The sequence below is a fragment of the Morganella morganii genome (assembly GCF_019243775.1).
GTDB classification, from domain to species: domain Bacteria; phylum Pseudomonadota; class Gammaproteobacteria; order Enterobacterales; family Enterobacteriaceae; genus Morganella; species Morganella morganii.
The window spans coordinates 2,979,624-2,998,384 of record NZ_CP069157.1; the positions used below are offsets into that span (position 1 = coordinate 2,979,624).

16 protein-coding genes are annotated in these 18,761 nt (G+C 53.8%); 8 read left to right on the forward strand and 8 right to left on the reverse strand.

Annotation, left to right across the window (positions count from 1 at the left end; genetic code table 11):
• Nucleotides 1-5: 5 nt before the first annotated feature.
• The 6 genes from JL661_RS14355 to JL661_RS14380 form a co-directional block, all read right to left on the reverse strand.
• On the reverse strand, nucleotides 6-1,313 hold the full coding sequence (locus JL661_RS14355; protein WP_032097811.1) for an HlyD family type I secretion periplasmic adaptor subunit: 1,308 nt from the start codon (nucleotides 1,311-1,313) through the stop codon (nucleotides 6-8).
• Nucleotides 1,303-3,009: a type I secretion system permease/ATPase gene (locus tag JL661_RS14360; RefSeq protein WP_049246127.1), complete on the reverse strand. Its 1,707-nt coding sequence runs from the start codon at nucleotides 3,007-3,009 to the stop codon at nucleotides 1,303-1,305. The genes JL661_RS14355 and JL661_RS14360 overlap by 11 nt, the downstream gene beginning before the upstream one ends.
• A 70-nt stretch (nucleotides 3,010-3,079) precedes the next feature.
• Nucleotides 3,080-3,424, reverse strand: a complete 345-nt coding sequence (locus JL661_RS14365; RefSeq protein ID WP_036408608.1) for an AprI/Inh family metalloprotease inhibitor — start codon at nucleotides 3,422-3,424, stop codon at nucleotides 3,080-3,082.
• Nucleotides 3,425-3,476: 52 nt separating this feature from the next.
• Nucleotides 3,477-4,931: a serralysin family metalloprotease gene (locus JL661_RS14370; RefSeq protein WP_062773046.1), complete on the reverse strand. Its 1,455-nt coding sequence runs from the start codon at nucleotides 4,929-4,931 to the stop codon at nucleotides 3,477-3,479.
• 295 nt (nucleotides 4,932-5,226) lie between these two features.
• The gene (locus JL661_RS14375; protein WP_004236001.1) at nucleotides 5,227-5,997 is read right to left on the reverse strand and encodes an ABC transporter permease; all 771 of its coding nucleotides are present in this window, start codon (nucleotides 5,995-5,997) and stop codon (nucleotides 5,227-5,229) included.
• Nucleotides 5,994-6,920: an ABC transporter ATP-binding protein gene (locus JL661_RS14380; RefSeq protein WP_004238932.1), complete on the reverse strand. Its 927-nt coding sequence runs from the start codon at nucleotides 6,918-6,920 to the stop codon at nucleotides 5,994-5,996. The genes JL661_RS14375 and JL661_RS14380 overlap by 4 nt, the downstream gene beginning before the upstream one ends.
• 184 nt (nucleotides 6,921-7,104) lie before the next feature.
• Between JL661_RS14380 and can the strand changes: the two genes are divergently transcribed.
• The gene (gene can / locus JL661_RS14385) at nucleotides 7,105-7,764 is read left to right on the forward strand and encodes a carbonate dehydratase (protein ID WP_004236004.1); all 660 of its coding nucleotides are present in this window, start codon (nucleotides 7,105-7,107) and stop codon (nucleotides 7,762-7,764) included.
• Nucleotides 7,765-7,822: 58 nt separating this feature from the next.
• Here can and hpt read toward each other — a convergent pair whose 3' ends face one another.
• Together hpt and cueO are read right to left on the reverse strand one after the other, a co-directional pair.
• Nucleotides 7,823-8,362, reverse strand: coding sequence for a hypoxanthine phosphoribosyltransferase (gene hpt / locus JL661_RS14390; protein ID WP_015422488.1), 540 nt, complete (start codon nucleotides 8,360-8,362; stop codon nucleotides 7,823-7,825).
• Nucleotides 8,363-8,515: 153 nt separating this feature from the next.
• Nucleotides 8,516-10,120: a multicopper oxidase CueO gene (cueO, locus tag JL661_RS14395; protein ID WP_062773043.1), complete on the reverse strand. Its 1,605-nt coding sequence runs from the start codon at nucleotides 10,118-10,120 to the stop codon at nucleotides 8,516-8,518.
• A gap of 213 nt (nucleotides 10,121-10,333) precedes the next feature.
• Here cueO and JL661_RS14400 point away from each other — a divergent pair, with 213 nt between their 5' ends.
• From JL661_RS14400 to fbpC, 7 genes are all read left to right on the forward strand, one after another.
• A complete protein-coding gene (locus JL661_RS14400; protein ID WP_024472749.1) occupies nucleotides 10,334-10,678 on the forward strand; it encodes a YacC family pilotin-like protein in 345 nt (114 codons plus the stop codon).
• A gap of 144 nt (nucleotides 10,679-10,822) precedes the next feature.
• Nucleotides 10,823-11,452, forward strand: coding sequence for a response regulator transcription factor (locus tag JL661_RS14405; RefSeq protein WP_049242421.1), 630 nt, complete (start codon nucleotides 10,823-10,825; stop codon nucleotides 11,450-11,452).
• Nucleotides 11,453-11,455: 3 nt separating this feature from the next.
• A complete protein-coding gene (locus tag JL661_RS14410) occupies nucleotides 11,456-13,003 on the forward strand; it encodes an MASE1 domain-containing sensor histidine kinase (RefSeq protein WP_004238936.1) in 1,548 nt (515 codons plus the stop codon).
• A gap of 86 nt (nucleotides 13,004-13,089) precedes the next feature.
• Nucleotides 13,090-14,418, forward strand: coding sequence for an MFS transporter family glucose-6-phosphate receptor UhpC (gene uhpC / locus JL661_RS14415; RefSeq protein ID WP_004236011.1), 1,329 nt, complete (start codon nucleotides 13,090-13,092; stop codon nucleotides 14,416-14,418).
• A gap of 17 nt (nucleotides 14,419-14,435) precedes the next feature.
• Nucleotides 14,436-15,467, forward strand: a complete 1,032-nt coding sequence (locus JL661_RS14420) for an ABC transporter substrate-binding protein (RefSeq protein ID WP_004236012.1) — start codon at nucleotides 14,436-14,438, stop codon at nucleotides 15,465-15,467.
• Nucleotides 15,468-15,573: 106 nt separating this feature from the next.
• Entirely contained in the window at nucleotides 15,574-17,652 is a 2,079-nt protein-coding gene (locus JL661_RS14425; RefSeq protein ID WP_004236013.1) for an ABC transporter permease, read from the forward strand.
• A gap of 16 nt (nucleotides 17,653-17,668) precedes the next feature.
• Nucleotides 17,669-18,718: a ferric ABC transporter ATP-binding protein gene (gene fbpC / locus JL661_RS14430; protein WP_036417965.1), complete on the forward strand. Its 1,050-nt coding sequence runs from the start codon at nucleotides 17,669-17,671 to the stop codon at nucleotides 18,716-18,718.
• The last annotated feature ends 43 nt before the right edge of the window (nucleotides 18,719-18,761 follow it).

The following is an 18,761-nucleotide window of genomic DNA, read 5'->3' on the forward strand; positions in this document are numbered from 1 at the left end:
ACAGATCACTCCTCGGTCAGTGCGAAAAAGAGCCGGTCAGTCACAGGCTTAAACAGATAACTGAGCAGAGACCGTTCACCGGTACGGATAAAAATCTCAGCAGGCATACCGGGTTTGATCACCTGAGCCGCCGCCATTTCCGGCACCACGATCTGGATCTGATAGTAAGGTTCCCCGTTTGCCGGATTTATCAGACGATCGGCGGAGATCATTGTCAGTTCGCCGCGCAGTTTTGGGGTCAGGTTCTGATTGAAGGCGGTAAACAGCAGATCCGCAGACTGACCGGGGGCGACTTTATCTATCCACTGCGGTGATAATTTGCCTTCAATAATCAGCGTCTGCTGTTCCGGCACCACCGACATCAGTTTTTCCCCGGCTTGCACCACACCGCCTGCGGTAAACACGGACACATCCATAACAGTGCCGGTCACCGGCGCGGTGATAACATGCTGTTCCAGCCGATCGTTTTCGATAATCTGTTGTTTTTTCAGCTCACTGCGCTGAACTGACAGGCGCGATAACTCCTCGCGGATCCCGCTGTGAAAAGCTGCCCGCCGCTGTGTGATCTGCTCTGTCTGCGCGGCTTTTTCTTCCTCTGCACGGCTTATCTGTAACCGGGTGTCATCCGCCTGATTGCGCAGTGCCGCACTTTCCCGGCGAATTTCCTGATAGCGATGGCGCGGCAGATACCCCTCATCCGCCAGCGATTTAAGATTTGCCGCCTGTGCCGTCAGGCTGTCCGCCTGTTGCGCAGTGCTGCGGGCAATCTCCCGCAGAGTGATAAGCCGCTGCGTCAGGCCGTCGACCGTGACCCGGCGGGCCTGAATCTCACTCTCCAGTTCAAGCCGCCGGTCTGTAAGCAGTGCATTCTGCGCCTGTAACTGTGCCCGGCCATACACGGGCGGCGCATAAAAGACATCATCCGCCGCCGGGGTAAATGCCGCTTCACCACGCAGCTCTGCCTCCAGCCGCCGCTGTATCAGCAGTGTGCTGTCGAGCTGCTCTGCCAGCGATACTGCCTGAGCCTGAGACTGCACCGGACGCAGCCGTACCAGCACCTGATCTTTTTCCGCCCGCTGGCCGTTTTGCACATAAATCTCAGAAATCACGCCATCCGCCGGAGACTGCACCTGCTTGATATTACCGGCAATCACAACCGTTCCTGATGCGGCAACGCCCTGATCAAGCGGTGCAAATCCCGCCCACAACAAAAAACCGGCAAGGCCCAGGACAACCCCATATTTCCCCGCGCGCTGATACCCGCCGGTATCGGTTTTTACCCCCGGCGCCGCAGACAACCATTTAGTGATCATTATTTTTACCCGCCTGATTATTAAGTGTTTCAATGACCTTCTCCGCCGGGCCAAAAAGCTGCATCCGTCCGCCTGTAAGCAGCAACAGCTTGTCCGTCACGGACAGCAGCGGTTTATGGTGAGTAATAAGCACAATGGTTTTTCCCTGTTTTTTCAGCGTATCCATGGCAGCTAACAGCGCACTGAGCCCGGCATCATCCAGCGCGGCATTGGGTTCATCCAGAATGATCAGTGCCGGTGAGCCGTACAGTGCCCGCGCCAGGGCGATCCGCTGCCGCTGACCGCCGGAAAGGCCGGTACCGTCTGCCCCGGTCAGGGTTTCATAGCCCTGCGGCAGTTGCAGGATCAATTCATGTACCTGTGCCAGTTGCGCCGCACGGATGATATTTTCCGGATCAGCATCAGGATCGAAACGGGCGATATTATCGGCGATTGTGCCGGGAAAAAGTGCAATTTCCTGGGGAAGATAACCGATATATTTGCCGGACACCGCTTTGTCCTGCTGACAGAGATCGGCCCTGTCCAGCCGGACAGCCCCGCGTGTTGCAGGCCATAACCCGGCGAGCAGTTTTGCCAGTGCCGATTTTCCGGCACCTGACGGACCGATGATCCCCAGCACCTCCCCCGGTACAAGGCTGAAATGCAAATTGTGCAGCTGCGGTGTGTCAGCGCCGGGATAACCCGCCTGCATCACGGAGACGGACAAATTACCCTGCGGAACCGGCAGTGCCAGCTTCTGCGGTGGTTGCGGGTGAGCCGCCAGCAACGCAGTAATCCGCTGATACGCCAGCCTGCTCTCTTTGGCACTTTTCCATACGCCTGTGACCTGTTCGACCGGTGACAGCGCGCGTCCCAGCAGAATCGACCCGGCAATCATCATGCCCGGCGAGATGGTATTATCCAGCGCCAGCCAGCCGCCCAGCCCCAGCATCAGGGATTGCAGGATCAGGCGGATGGTTTTGGTGATTGTCATGATTTTTGCTGAATAATCACTGGCCTGTGTCTGTTTCTTCAGGCTGTCGCAGTGCCGGTTCAGCCAGCGCTGACGCAAATACTGCTGCATTCCCATCGCCTCTGCGGGTTCAGTATGGGCAAAATGGCTGCCCTGCATGCCCTGTGCGGCGGCGGAAGAGCGGTTTGCAGCGGTCAGCGGCGGCCCGGAAAGCCGTTCATTGAGCAGCGCAAGCGCGATCAGCACGACGGCACCGCCACAGGCAAACAATCCCAGCCACGGATTAAACAGGGCGATCACCAGCAGATAAAGCGGGAACCAGGGCAGATCGAGAAAAGCAAAAATACCGTTGCCGGTGATAAAACGGCGCAGGATCATCAGATCGGTCTGTGCCTGTAACGGCAGATGCCCCGGCGTACGGTGCAGTTTTGCCTGAAACGCCGCGTCATAAACACGGGTATTCAGCGCCAGATCAAACTGGTTACTCATGCGGATCACCAGCATATTGCGCAAATAATCGAGGCCGCCGGTCAGTGCCAGTAATCCGGCCATTATCAGCGTCAGCATCAGCAGCGTCATTTCATTGCCGGAGGGCAGAACGCGGTCGTACACCTGCAGCATATACACAGACGGCACCAGCATCAGCAGATTAATCAGTCCGCTGAATAATGCCAGTGAGGTAAACAGGGACTTGCGGGCGGCAATAAATGCCGTAATGTCATTTCTGGTTTTCCCGGAAAGCATATACAGGGACTCCGCCCGGCATGTCTGCCGGGATTGATAATATTGTTCACCAGGTAAAAAAGAGAGGTAATTACTCTTTCAGAAGACAGGCGCCATTTTCATGCCAGATTTCCGCGCGGTAACGGCCGGGGGCTTCGGCGGAAAAGAAATAACGTGTGGTGCCGTCTGCAGTAAGAAACGCAATGCCGTCCGGCGCCGGACGCCAGGCCGTTATCTGCGGCTGTGCCGTGAAATGCAGCTGAAACCCGTCTGTTGTGCTGTCGGGAACCGCCGTGAGTCCGACCGGCAGCGTCTGCCCGTCCTCCGTAAACTGCCAGGGCCCCTGAAGCGCTTCTGCAGCGGGAATTTTCTGGCTGATTGCCGCGCTCTGCCCAGATAGCAACAACGAAAACAATAATGGCCGGGATATTTGCATAGTGAATTCCTGAATACTGCGGACGCCGCACCGGCCGCGCCCGCCTGCTGTGTTAAACGATAAAGTCAGTGTGAACGTTCACCTGGCCGGTGATATCCACTCTGAAATCATAGTTGTAAGGATCTCCGCTGATATTAATCAGCAACTCTGTCAGGTTCAGCCCTTCATTGTACCGGAGCTCGGCCGCACCGGCCGCACCGGTAAATTCATCGGTGAAATAAATGAATTTTTCCCCGGCGCTGTTCTGATTCAGTCCCTGTAAATCAATACTGTCCAGGCCGGTTGAAAAATCCCGGATATGATCCGGATGGTCATACAGGGAATCCGTCACCGCCGAGAACACGAAAATATCGTTCCCGGTACCGCCCCACAACTGATCCTGCCCGGCACCACCGTACAGCACATCATCCCCGGCATTGCCTTTCAGAATATTGTCCGCATCATTGCCGATGATCACATCATTTCCGCACCCGCCGAAGGCATTTTCAATCACCACACCGTGTGCAATTGACACATTTCCGCTCAGGCCGCCGACATCCGAGAAATCCCCTTCGCGCAGGGAAATTTTCTGATCCTGCTTATAACGGGAGAAATTCAGGGTGTCATTGCCACCGCCGTCCCAGACGGTGAAAATAAGCTTGTCTGTGATACTCTTTGCGGTGTAATAATCGTGCCCGGTATTGGAACCAAACCCATAAACAGTGTCATCAGTGCGGATGTTATAATTTGCACCGTACAGTTTCTGAATCGCCGTAATGTCATCCAGCAGCGGCGCGGAAGCGTAGTAGCCTTTGTGGTCTGCACCGGTGATTTTCTCACTCCAGTAACTCATCACGCTGTACTGACGGGTATCTTCGGCATAATCCGCATCTTTATAGGAAGGACGCCCCTGACCGGCGTTATAGTTGCCCGGATGATTTAACCCGAGGGTATGACCGATTTCATGGGTAAATGTCAGGCGGCCATAGTTTCCGGTCACCGGTGTCACATTCAGCGCCCCGGGTTCTGAGCTGTACCAGGACTGGCCGGAGACATCAAAACCCCGCGAATCAGTCACCACATCACCCGAATAATCTTTGGTGTGCGGCAGCCAGGCATAGGCCTGAGTGTATTTATCATTGATATAACCAAAGGTGATATTGGTATAGATTTCCCCCCGGCCGGCATCCACTTCCTTAAAGGTAATATTTGCCACATCAGCCCATGACTGCAGTGATAAACGGGCCTGATCTTTCTGATAGTCATTAAAACCCTTCAGGCCGGTGTTTCCTGCGCCGTTATAATACATTCCCTCCCATGTCGGGAATGAATAGGTTACTTCCGCGGGCTGCCCGAGCACACCCGCGCCATTCCAGCCGGTATTGGCTCTGACAATCTGACTGCCCGCATCAAAGGCATCATATGAAATTTTATTATTAATCCAGCGTCCGTTACCCCGTCCCGGGCTGCTTAACACATCATCGATAAACGACCATCCGTCTTCCCTGTCGTATGTAGCGATACCCATAAAAATATCTCCGAATGTAATAATGAAACAGAATGAAATTTATCCTTAAACATCAGTACACAGCCGGTTTTTACCAGCCCATACACGATAAACACATTAATTTAATTAATCTATGCAGCAGGAGATAAACGCATACTAATTCTGTGATTTAACTTTGGCAGTGGCGGGAACGGGAGAAGGTCTGTATTAATCGGAGATAAACCGAGGAAAAATAATTACATAGCGCAGGAAAATAATCAGGACAGATACAAAAAGCCCGGCAACCATGTGCCGGGCGGATGATCAGAAAGCAGGGTCAGGTTCTCAGACCGCGCCCTTTCTCAATCAGGCGCCAGGTGAGCAGATAAAACACCGCAATAAACAAGCTCAGTACCCCGAGGGTGGTGGTCAGAGAGACATCACTGATACCGAGGAAACCATAACGGAAGCCGCTGATCATATAGACAATCGGGTTCAGTTTGGACACCGCCTGCCAGAACGCCGGTAACAGCGTCAGGGAGTAAAACACCCCGCCCAGGTAGGTCAGCGGCGTCAGGACGAACGTCGGGATAATGCTGATATCATCAAAGCTTTTCGCAAACAGCGCATTAAGCAGCCCCGCCAGCGAGAACAGAATGGAAGTCATCAGCAGCGTGGCAATGATCATAAACCAGGAGTGGATCTGTAACGGCACAAAGAACAGAGATACTAATGTGACCAGGATCCCGACCAGCACACCGCGCGCCACACCACCGCCGACAAACCCGGCGATAATGACGTGGGTCGGCACCGGCGCCACCAGCAGTTCCTCAATACTTTTCTGGAATTTTGCCCCGAAAAAAGAAGAGGATACGTTGGCATAGGAGTTCGTAATCACTGACATCATAATCAGGCCGGGCACGATAAACTGCATGTAACCGACACCGCCCATTTCACCGATCCGGTTACCGATAAGATTACCGAAAATAATAAAATAGAGTGACATGGTGATCACCGGCGGGATCAGCGTCTGGATCCAAATCCGCATAAAACGGGTGATTTCTTTGCGCCAGATTGTTTTCAGCGCCACCCAGTACAGCGACATCATTTTGCAGCCTCCAAATCATGATTCACCAGATGCACAAATAATTCCTCCAGCCGGTTCGCTTTGTTGCGCATGCTTAACACATCAATGCCCTGCGCATTCAGCTGGGCAAAAACGCCGTTCAGCCCCTGTTCACGGCGGACATCCACCTCCAGCGTTGAGGTATCAGTCAGCCGGAACGTGTAGCCCTCAAGCTGCGGCAGCGGGTTTTTTGAGCCCAGATCGAGGATAAAGGTTTCCGATTCCAGCTTACCGAGCAGCGCTTTCATACTGGTGTTTTCCACCAGTTCGCCGTGCTGGATAATCCCGATATTGCGGCACAGCATTTCCGCTTCCTCGAGATAGTGCGTGGTGAGAATGATCGTGGTGCCCTGTGCATTCAGGGTCTTGAGGAACCCCCACATGGAGCGGCGCAGTTCGATATCCACCCCGGCGGTCGGTTCGTCGAGGATCAGCAGTTTCGGCTGATGCATCAGTGCGCGGGCAATCATCAGGCGGCGCTTCATCCCGCCGGACAGACGCATCGCGCGCTCATCACGTTTCTCCCACAAATCCAGCTGCGTTAAGTAGGTTTTCGCCCGCTCCTGCGCCAGTTTGTGCGGCACCCCGTAATAGCCCGCCTGCTGTAAGACAATCTGCAGTACGGTCTCAAACGGGTTGAAGTTAAACTCCTGCGGTACCAGGCCGAGCTGACGTTTGGCCAGAACCAGATCGGTATCGATGTCATAACCGAACACGGAGACTTTGCCGCCGGTTTTATTCACCAGTGAACTGATGATCCCGATGGTGGTGGATTTTCCCGCGCCGTTCGGACCCAGCAGGGCGTAGAAATCGCCGGCACTGACTTTCAGGTCAATTCCCCGTAAAGCCTGCACGCCTCCCGCATACTGCTTGGTTAATTGTGATATTTCCAGTGCATAGGTCATAACAGAAAAATACCTTTTTAATTTAGAAATTTGGGTGCAATATAAACCGAAATAATACCTGCGAACCGGAATCGGTTCTTGACAATTTGTCTTCTTTGCTGAAATTATTTAATAACAATTTATTAAAATTTAAATTTTTTATACAAAAGATTCTAGCTAAAGGATCTGCAACAGGCTATCCGTCATGATGAAAAAAATCGAAGAACTGTTTGCCAATAACAAACAGTGGTCCGAATCTGTAAACGAAAAAGATCCGGAATTTTTCAAAGAGTTAGCACAGGCTCAAAAGCCGCGTTTTCTCTGGATCGGCTGCTCCGACAGCCGTGTTCCCGCCGAAAAACTGATCGAAGCAGCACCGGGCGATCTGTTTGTTCACCGTAATGTGGCAAACCTTGTCATCCATACCGACCTGAACTGCCTGTCCGTCATCCAGTATGCCGTGGATGTGCTCCAGGTTGAACATATTATCGTCTGCGGTCACTACAACTGCGGCGGTATTCAGGCCGCAATTGAGGGCACCGAGCTGGGGCTTATCAACAACTGGTTACTGCATATCCGTGATATCTGGTATCAGCACAGCTCCCTGCTGGGCGAACTCGCACCACAGGACCGCATCAACCGTCTGTGTGAACTGAACGTGGTGGAACAGGTGTATAACCTGGGGCACTCCACCATTATGCAGGCAGCGTGGAAACGCGGCCAGCGTGTGATGATCCACGGCTGGATCTACGGGATTAACAACGGCCTGCTGCATGATCTGGATATCAGCTCTGACAGCCGCGAAAAAATGGAACTGGCTTACCGCCAGGCCGTGGCCAAACTTTCAAATATGCCGTCGTCCTGATCACCGTAAAAGCAAACGGCACCTTCGGGTGCCGTTTTTATATTCACAACCGGACACATTACTCTTCCAGCAGTGTCACATGGCCGATATACGGCAGGTGGCGGTAGCTCTGGGCGTAGTCGATGCCGTAGCCGACCACAAATTTGTCTTCGATTGCGTAACCGACCCAGTCAACCGGCACATCCACCTCACGGCGGGACGGTTTATCCAGCAGGGTGCAGATAGCCACGGAGTTCGGGCCGCGCAGAGACAGAATGTCGCGCACACGGTGCAGTGTATTTCCGGAATCAATGATATCTTCCACGATCAGCACGTCTTTGCCGCGGATATCTTCGTCCAGGTCTTTGACAATTTTCACATCACGGGTGGACGAGGTGCCGCTGCCGTAACTGGATACCGTCATAAAATCGACTTCATGCGGAACATCAATTTTACGGCACAGATCGGCCATAAAAATAAAAGATCCTTTCAGTAACCCGACTAAGACCAGCTCTTTGTTGCTGTGACGATAGTGTGCGGAAATTTCGCTGCCGAGATCGGCAACGCGCTGCTGAATCTCAGCTTCGGAGATCATTGTATCTAAGGTGTGTTTCTTCATGATTTTTTTGTCGTCAACGGTACGCTGTTTCAGTGGTTCGGCATTAAACCCGGTTTAATACCGGTCAGAAAGCGCGTTAGTTTAGCATACCACGGACAGATAAACAGTATCCGCGCCATGACTGACGCGGATTGTCGCCGGTTAATTTTATATTCAGGCCGTGACAGTAAAGCCGGTCATCATACCGGTATCTTCATGTTCCAGCAGGTGACAGTGCGCCATAAACGGATGCGCATTGGTGGCCGGATGGTCGAATTTCACCAGCACTTCGCTGACATTGCCTTCGATCCGCACCATATCTTTCCAGCCCTGCCGGTGGGCCGCAGGTGTGCGTCCGCCCTCGCTGAGAATACGGAAACGGGTACCGTGAATATGGAACGGGTGCAGCATCATGTCGCCGACACCGGAGATAATCCAGCGCTCCGCCTGCCCCTGTTTCACATCAAAGGCACTTTCGGTCATGGAGAACGGGATGCCGTTGATGCTGTTGGCATTCATCAGATCAACCTCACCGGAGCCGCAGTGGCCGCCGCGCATACCGCGCCCCATACCATTATTATTCATTCCGCCCATGTGTCCGCCGCTCATATGGCCGCCCATGCCGCCGTGCATGCCCATCCCGGCCATCGCCTGCGGGCCGTATTTGTCGGTCAGCATCATCATGCCCTGCATGTCGAGGCGCATATCCATCATCAGACGGAACTCACGCACCGGCAGATGGGAGGTGTCGATCAGGGCAGGCATGGCGGCCAGCACATCCGGCAGCTTACCACGCGCGGCATCGAGAGTCGGGCGGATGGACAGCACCGGCAGCGGGCCGTCAAACGGTGCCAGGGTCATCCCCATCTGACGAACCGGCAAGGTGACAATATCAAAGAATTTTCCGTCCGATGTATCCACCAGCACTTCAAACCGTTCCCCCGGCAGCATCGGCAGCTCCTGCACTTTTACCGGTTCGGCCAGCAGGCCGCCGTCACTGCCGACCACATACAGCGGACGCCCGTCACCGGCTGCCATCTGCAGACTGCGGGCGTTACAGCCGTTGAGCAGCCGCAGACGCAACCAGCCGCGCGGGGCCATATGCTGCGGGTAAACCGCACCGTTGGTGAGCATAGTGTCACCAAACCAGCCGACCGCCGCTGACATCACATCCAGCTGATAATCAATTTCGCCGTCTGCAGTCAGACGCTTATCCTGCAATACCACCGGGATATCATCAATGCCCCACTCACCCGGCAAGCCGGTTGAAGCGGTATTGTCATCCTCAATCAGCACCAGCCCGGCCAGTCCCATCGCGACCTGATGGCCGGTTTTGCCGTGGGTGTGCGGGTGGAACCAGCAGGTGGCTTCCGGCTGATCCGGCGTGAAACTGACCGTGCGGGTGCCGCCCGGGGCGATAATGGCCTGCGGCCCGCCATCCTGCTCTCCGCTGATCTCCAGACCGTGCCAGTGAACCGTGGTCGCTTCCGGCAGTTTATTGACGATATCCACCGTCACCGGTTTACCGCGCCGCAGTTTCAGTGCCGGGCCCAGTAAATCACCGTTATATCCCCAGGTTTGGGTGGTTTTGCCGGGAATAAACGCCATTTTCCCCTGCTGAATATTCAGGGTGATTTTTTGGGCATTATCCGCTGTTAACAGGGGCGGAATACCGAGAGCCGGGCGTTCCTGTGCCGCAAAAGCAAACCGGCTCCATGCCGGCAGCATCGTGGCAGCACCTAGGAATGCGCTATATTTCAAAAAATCGCGTCGTTGCATGATATGCTTCCTTTATCATCAGTGGTGATATGCTATGACAAAATGATTGGGTTCTGTTATAGCGCAGGCTAAACCCTGCCCTAAGGGCAAAGTCAATGTATTCCCTTCTCCGGAATAAGGGCTTTACACCACTTTAGTCAGCGGATGACATTCGCGACAAAACTATTAAAATCTTCACATAAACTGACAGGCGCCACCGGTAAACTACTTACTATGAAAATATTCATTCACGCTTTATTCAGCTGTGCCCTGCTGCTTTCCCTGCCCGCGAAAGCGCTGACGCCGTCACAGGCTGAAGACCTCGCCGGACTGACTGCGGTTTTTATTTATCTGAAAAATGATTGCGGCTACGGGGATTTACCGAATGCCCGTATCGAAAAAGCGATCTTACTGTTTGCCAAAAGTAACCGCTGGGATATGAGCAATTATGATACCCGGCAGATGGCGGAAATGAATAAAGATAACTATTTCGACATCAAACATATAAAGCTGCCGGAAAACTACAAATGCACCGCACTGGCCCGTGATTCACTGCCGTTGCTTGCCTATGTGAAATAATTTACCTGCAACCGAATCGGTTAAGCGGTAAAAAAACAGCCGGGGAGCGGATTTCTGTATGAATATCCTCGATTATCACCCGCTATATTGATATAACCTCTGTCAATAATTGATCCCTTTCTGCTGATAATACGCTGTCCGGACATGATAAAAATAGCGCTCATCGATGACCATGTAGTTGTGCGATCCGGTTTCGCCCAGCTCCTGACACTGGAGCCGGATATTACCATCGCCGGACAATATGCCAGTGCGGCGGAAGCCTGGCCCGCACTGACCCGTCCGGATATTGATGTGGTGATCATGGATATTTCCATGCCGGATGAAAACGGATTACAGCTGCTCGCCCGCCTGCGGGAGCGCAAAACCGCCTTCCGAACCATCATTCTCAGTATTTATGATACCCCGGCCTTTGTGCAGAGTGCGCTGGACGCCGGTGCCAGTGCGTATCTCACCAAACGCTGCGGCCCGGAAGAGCTGGTTCAGGCGGTGCGTTCCGTGCATCAGGGTGGCTGCTATCTGTGTGCGGATGCCATGCGCGCGCTGCGTCAGTCACCACCGGAAAACCGGGCGCTGGAAGAGCTGACCCCGCGTGAACGTGAGGTGTTTGATCTGCTGGTGGCCGGGATGAGTGTGAGGGCGATTGCGGATAAACTCGAACTCAGCCATAAAACTGTGCATGTCCACCGCGCCAATGTGCTGGGCAAACTGCAGTGCGACAGCACGATCGATCTGGTTCATTTTGCCCTGGCGCACCACCTTATCGCGGGACAATAGGCCATGAGGCGCGGCGCTCGTCTGCTGTTACAGTCGGTATTTCTGCTGTTTACCTATTCCCTGACCTGGATTGGTCTGTGGATCATCGGTTTTTACCTCAGTCAGAACAGTGTGCTGTCAGCGTTTTTTCTGCCGGAAGGATTGCGGCTGGCGCTGATGATCCTGCTGTGGCGGCGCTTCTGGCCGACCCTGCTGCTGGCGGAGCTGCTGCTGAATATCTGGCTGGCACAGGAACAATTGCTGTCACAGCCGGTGATCCTGCTGTCGCCGCTGCTGAGTCTTATCACCGCCTTTATTATCCAGACCACCTGGTGGCGCTACACCCTTTACTGGCAGCGCCTGTTACTGCTGATCGCCGGTGTCGGTATCAACAGCCTGCTGCATACCCTGGTGTTCAGCCTGCTGACGCCGCTGAGTGTGACCCAGATTTTCCTCACCACGCTGACCGGCGGTATTCTGCTGACACCGTTTGTCTATCTGATCTATGAATATCTCCATGAACAGCATTTCCGCCTGATCCTGGATTACGGCACGCCGGATCCGCAGCTGCGCACGTCGCTGCTGATGTGGTGTTTTCTGTTCTGCCTGGCCGGGCTCAGCGCCCAGCTCTTTTTTACCCCGGAAATTGAACGCCTGCTGGTGCTGCTGGTATTTATCCCCAATGTCTTTATGGCCTACCGCTACGGCTGGCAGGGCGGCGTACTCTCTGCCCTGCTCGGCAGTCTGATTATCACCTTTGCCCGCCAGTTTAACGGCGCATTTGCCGATTTACAGGAATTGCAGATGTTTATGAGCACCCAGGCGCTGATTGGTATCGGCCTCGGGATTGCCATCAGCCGTCAGCAGCAACTGTCACGTAATTTACAGCGCTACCGCGAACGGCTGGAGCAGGAGTTACAGGCGCGGCGGGATCTGATGCAGCAGTTGGTGCATACGGAAGAGGATGTCAAAAAAGCGATTGCCCGCGAGCTGCATGATGAAATCGGCCAGAACATCACGGCAATTCAGATCCAGTCGATGCTGGTCAGAAAAACCGCGCCGGATCCGCAAAGCAGCCGTGCGGCAGCACAAATCAATGAACTGGCACAGAAAATTCATCAGTCCACCCGCCAGCTTTTACGGGAACTGCGTCCGCCGGTGCTGAGTGAAATGTCTCTTGAAAATGCACTGCGCCATCTGATTACGGAATTTGCGTTCGGGGAAAACGGCATTCAGTGCGAGTTTCATTATGAACTGAAACAGCCGCCGGAAAATGAAACTGTGCTGTTCACGCTTTACCGGCTTGTACAGGAATTGTTAAATAATATCAGTAAGCATGCCGGAGCCACCCACATCCTCATCATACTGAGACAGCAACGTGACACGATACAGCTCCATGTCTCTGATAACGGTATCGGTATCCCGGAGAGCAAACGCCGCGGCGGCTTTGGTCTGCGCGGTATTGAGGAACGGGTCAGGGCACTCGGCGGCGACTGGACACTGACCACCACCGGCGGGACCCGGATTATTGTTAACCTGCCCACATTTTCTGATGAAAATCACGAAAACTAAGACTTATTCCTAGTCATCTACTACCTTCTCTCATCCTTTTTATTGACAGATTGATTACATTTGCAGCCTGAACGGGACATAACGTAATGGCCGGAAAACAGACCAAAACCATGGATAAAACCTATCGATTCTGGCGCAATAAACTGATGTTATCGATGATAATCGGTTACGCCACGTTTTATCTGACCCGCAAGAGCTTTAACTTTGTGATGCCGGTGATGCAGACAGAACTGCATCTCGATAAAAGCGATATCGGCCTGATAGCGACCGCATTTTACCTGAGTTACGGCATCTCAAAATTTGTATCGGGGATTTTCCACGATATCACCGGTTACCGCTGGTTTATGGGCGCCGGGCTGTTTATGACCGGCGTGCTGAATATTGTCTTTGCCTGGTGCCTGTCATTTCCTGCCCTGCTGATTGTCTGGACACTGAACGGGTTTTTCCAGGGCTGGGGCTGGCCGCCGTGCGCGCGCATCCTGACACACTGGTATTCGCGCAATGAACGCGGCTTCTGGTGGGGATTGTGGAATATCTCCATCAGCCTCGGCGGCATTACCCTGCCGCTGCTGACCGCCTGGCTGGCAACCCGTTACAGCTGGCAGACCGCCCTGATAGTGCCGGGCATTATCGGGATGGTGACCGGCCTGTGGCTGTGCAGCCGGTTACACGGCACGCCACAGGAGGAAGGATTACCGACTGTCGGACAATGGCGGCATGACCCGTCAGAACTGCGTCAGGAGCAGTTATCCCCGCCGCTGCCGATGCGGGTGATCCTGAAAGAGACAATTTTATGTAACCGGATGATCTGGTTACTCGGTTTCTCCTACATTCTCGTTTATCTCATCCGGATGGCGATCAATGACTGGGGAAACCTGTGGTTATCCGAAACACACGGCAGCAATCTGCTCAGTGCCAATGCCACATTGTCACTGTTTGAACTGGGCGGTTTGCTGGGTGCGGTCTGTGCGGGCTGGGGGTCGGATATTTTATTCCGTGGTCAGCGCGCCCCGATGATTCTGCTGTTTTCCCTCGGCCTGTTTATTGCTGTCAGCGCCCTGTGGTTAATACCGATTCATCACTACGGACTGCTGGCGGCGTGTTTCTTCAGTACCGGCTTTTTTGTATTCGGGCCGCAAATGTTAATCGGACTGGCGGCGACAGAATATTGCCATAAAAAAGCCGCCGGTACGGTAACGGGTTACCTTGGTCTTTACGCCTACTTAGGGGCGGCAATGGCCGGGTGGCCGCTCGCGCAGGTCATGGCACATTACGGCTGGCAGGGCATGTTTACCCTGCTGACCAGTGCCGCGGCACTGACGGGATTACTGCTGATGCCGCTGCTGATAGCTAATGTCAGCAAGCGGGAACATCTGGCAGGCTCTGTTTCACTCTCCGATGACAGAACCCTATAATAAGGAATGAACTGATAATGAAACTCAAGACCCTCTCTGCTCTCGCTGCCGCCGGTTTATCACTGGCTGCTGTTACCACATCCGCTAATGCCGCCGGTCGTCTGGTGGTTTACTGCAGCGCGACCAACGCCATGTGTGAAGCTGAAACACAGGCTTTCGCCAAAAAATACGATGTGAAAACCACATTTGTCCGTAACGGTTCCGGCAGCACCCTGGCCAAGATCGAAGCGGAAAAACGTAACCCGCAGGCTGACGTCTGGTACGGCGGTACATTAGATCCGCATTCACAGGCGGGTGAGATGGATCTGCTGGAGGCGTACAAATCCCCGAATTTAGATCAGATCATGCCGCAGTTCCGTGATCCGGCCAAACGCAAAGGCAACTACTCTTCTGCGGTTTATGTCGGCATCTTAGGTTTCGGTGTGAACAAAGATCGTCTGAAAGAGAAAGGCCTGCCAATCCCGACCTGCTGGAAAGATCTGACCAAGCCGGAATACAAAGGTGAAATCCAGATTGCTGACCCGCAGAGCTCCGGTACGGCTTACACTGCGCTGGCGACATTTGACCAGCTGTGGGGCACCGATCAGGCATTCGATTACCTGAAAAAACTCAACAGCAATATCTCCCAGTACACCAAATCCGGTATTGCCCCTGCGCGTAACGCCGCCCGTGGTGAATCCGCTATCGGTATCGGCTTCCTGCACGACTATTCCCTGGAAGTGGAAAACGGTGCACCGCTGGAGTTAATTTCCCCGTGTGAAGGAACCGGTTATGAAATCGGTGGTATCAGTATCCTGAAAAATGCCCGTAACATGGACAACGCCAAACTGTTCGTGGATTTCGTGCTGTCCAAAGAAGCCCAGGAAATCAGCTGGAAAGAGGGTAAATCTTACCAGATCCTGACCAATACCACGGCTGAATCCTCACCAATGTCACTGAAACTCTCTGATCTGAAACTGATCAACTACGATATGGATAAATACGGTGATGCTGAAACCCGTAAGAATCTGATCAACAAGTGGGTCACCGAAGTCAAAATGAGTAAGTAATGTTGTCTGCCGCGCGGTGTTCTGCCGCGCGGTCTTGTTTTTATTATAATAATTATATTGTCTTGTCTCATTCTCCTGAATGAAGACGGGCAAGGGAGATTCTTTAATGTCTGAAACCCTGACTCTGCCTTCAAAACAGGGACGGGATTCCATCTTCTTATGGCTGCTGATCGCGTGGCTGGGCTTTGCCCTGCTGCCGTCCTGGAGCCTGGATTATGGTTTAACCGACTCCACATCAGATGAAATTCTTGCCGCTTACGGCTGGCACGGGCTGAATGTCAGCTGGCTCTGGTATCTGCTGCCGTCAGTACTGTTTTTCCGCTCACTGACACCGGCTTCCCGCGACCAGCGCGGACGTCACTATACCGATATTGCGATCGCCGTTCTGACGGCAGTGGTGGCGGTTGTCAGCGCCGTATGGGAAGGGAAAGGTCTCGGCTATTCCGCCATTGTGCTGTTTATCTCGCTCGGCATGATTATGACCCTCGCCCTCAAACGCCTGGAGTGGCTGGGCGGCGACCAGTTTGTTATCGGCTCACTGATTGCGGTGGTCGGGCTGATTGCGCTGTTTATTGTATTCCCGAGTATCGCGATTTTTATCCCGATGTTCACCGACAATAACGGGGATTTCGCGCCGTTCGCATTTGTATCGATTCTCACACAGTCCCATATTGTGCAGGTCATCTGGAACTCCGTGATACTCTCACTGGCAGTCGGTGCGGGCTGTACCTTCTTCGGTCTGATTCTGGCGATTTATACCAGCCGTATCGCAAAACGTTCGGCAATTATCGGCCGTGTGTTCTCCATCCTGCCGATTGTCACCCCGCCGTTTATTGTCGGCCTGGGTGTCACCCTGATGATGGGACGTTCCGGTTATGTGACCGAATTCCTCGCCACGTATGCGGGGCTGGAAAACACCAACTGGCTGTACGGCTTTACCGGGATCTGGCTGGCCCAGGTGCTCGCCTTTACGCCGATGTCCTTTATGATCCTCGACGGTGCCATCAAAACCATTCACCCGTCGCTGGAAGAAGCGTCTTACACCCTGCGCGCCAACCGTTTCCAGACGTTCTTCAACGTCTTTATGCCGCTGCTGAAACCGGCGCTGGCTAACGCCTTCCTGATTGTGATTGTACAGTCACTGGCAGACTTCAGTAACCCGCTGGTCCTCGGCGGTAACTTTGACGTGCTTGCCACCCAGATTTACTTCTATATCACCGGCTCCCAGCTCGATTATCAGGCGGCCAGTACCCTCGGCGCCTCCCTGCTGGTCTTCTCGCTGCTGGTCTTCTGTGTGCAGTATATGTGGATCGGCAAACGTTCTTATGTCACGGTGTCCGGTAAATCTTACCGCGGTGATGTACAGCCGCTGCCTGCCGCGCTGGTTGCGTTTGTCACCACCTTCCTCACCATCTGGGTTGTCTTCAACCTGGTACTGTACGGCAGCATCTTCTACGGCAGCTTTACCGTGAACTGGGGCGTGGATTACACCTTAACCCTGGATAACTTTATCAAGCTGTTCGGTCAGGGCATGAATGACGGCGCATGGCCTTCACTGCTCGATACCCTGCTCTACGCCGGGATTGCCGCACCAATCACCGCCGTGCTCGGCCTGCTGATCGCCTACATTGTGGTGCGCCAGGAATTCCGCGGCAAAAAGACCATCGAATTTACCACGATGCTCTGCTTCGCGGTGCCGGGAACCGTGGCGGGTGTGTCTTACATCCTCGCCTTTAACGATTCTCCGTTCTATTTAACCGGGACGGCGGCAATCGTGATTATCTCCATGACGATGCGAAATGTGCCGGTCGGGATCCGCGCCGGTATCGCCGGTCTGGGGCAAATCGACAAATCCCTGGACGAGGCGTCACTCAGCCTGCGTGCCGGTTCGATGCGGACAATCTTCCACATCCTGCTGCCGCTGCTGCGTCCGGCAATTCTGTCGGCACTGATTTACAGCTTTGTCCGCGCCATCACCACGGTCAGTGCCATTGTGTTCCTCGTGACACCAGACACCCGTGTGGCAACCGCCTATATTCTGAACCGCGTGGAAGACGGCGAGTACGGCGTGGCCATTGCCTATGGCTCAATCCTGATCGTCGTGATGCTGGCGATTATTTTCCTGTTCGACTTTTTGATTGGCGAAGCCCGTGTTTCACGTTCCAAAGCCAAAAATGCACAGTAATCATGGAGTAACCGACATGACACAACAAAGTTTTGTTGAATTAAAAAATGTGACTAAACGCTTTGGCACCAACACGGTCATCGACGATTTAAGTCTTTCTATTCCGGCGGGCAGCATGGTCACCCTGCTCGGCCCGTCCGGCTGCGGAAAAACCACCGTGCTGCGTCTGGTGGCGGGGCTGGAAAAACCGACCGAAGGTAAGATGTTCATTGACGGCGAAGATGTCACAGACCGTTCCATCCAGCAGCGTGATATCTGTATGGTGTTCCAGTCTTACGCGCTGTTCCCGCATATGTCCCTCGGCGATAACGTCGGTTACGGGCTGAAAATGCTGGGCCGCCCGAAAGCGGAAGTGAAAGAGCGGGTGGAGGAAGCACTGGAGCTGGTGGATCTGGCCGGATTCGCGGATCGCTTTGTCGATCAGATCTCCGGTGGTCAGCAGCAGCGTGTTGCACTGGCCCGTGCCCTGATCCTCAAACCGAAAGTGCTGTTATTTGATGAGCCACTGAGTAACCTCGATGCCAACCTGCGCCGCAGCATGCGGGAAAAAATCCGTGAATTGCAGCAGCAGTTTAATATCACCTCTCTGTATGTGACCCACGACCAGAGCGAGGCCTTTGCGGTCTCGGATATGGTACTGGTGATGAACAAAGGGAAAATTATGCAGCTGGGATCGCCGCAGGAGCTGTATCGTCAGCCTGCCTCGAAGTTTATGGCGAGCTTTATGGGTGATGCCAATATCTTCCCGGCGACACTGACCGGTGATGCCGTTGAGATTTTCAGCTACCGTCTGCCGCGTCCGCCGCAGTTCGTCACGGACAAAAGCAGCGTTACTGTCGGTGTCCGTCCGGAGGCCATTACCCTGAGTTTGCTGGGTGATGAGAGCCAGCGCTGCACCGTGTCTCATGTGGCCTATATGGGGCCGCAGTATGAAGTGACCGTCGACTGGCACGGCCAGTCCATGCTGCTGCAGATTAATGCCACACAATTGCAGCCGTCTGTCGGCGACAGTCTGTTCCTGCAAATCCACCCTTACGGTATGTTTATTCTGCCGGAAGAGCAGTAATTTTCCCCTGAAATACAAAACCGCTTCCTCACGGAAGCGGTTT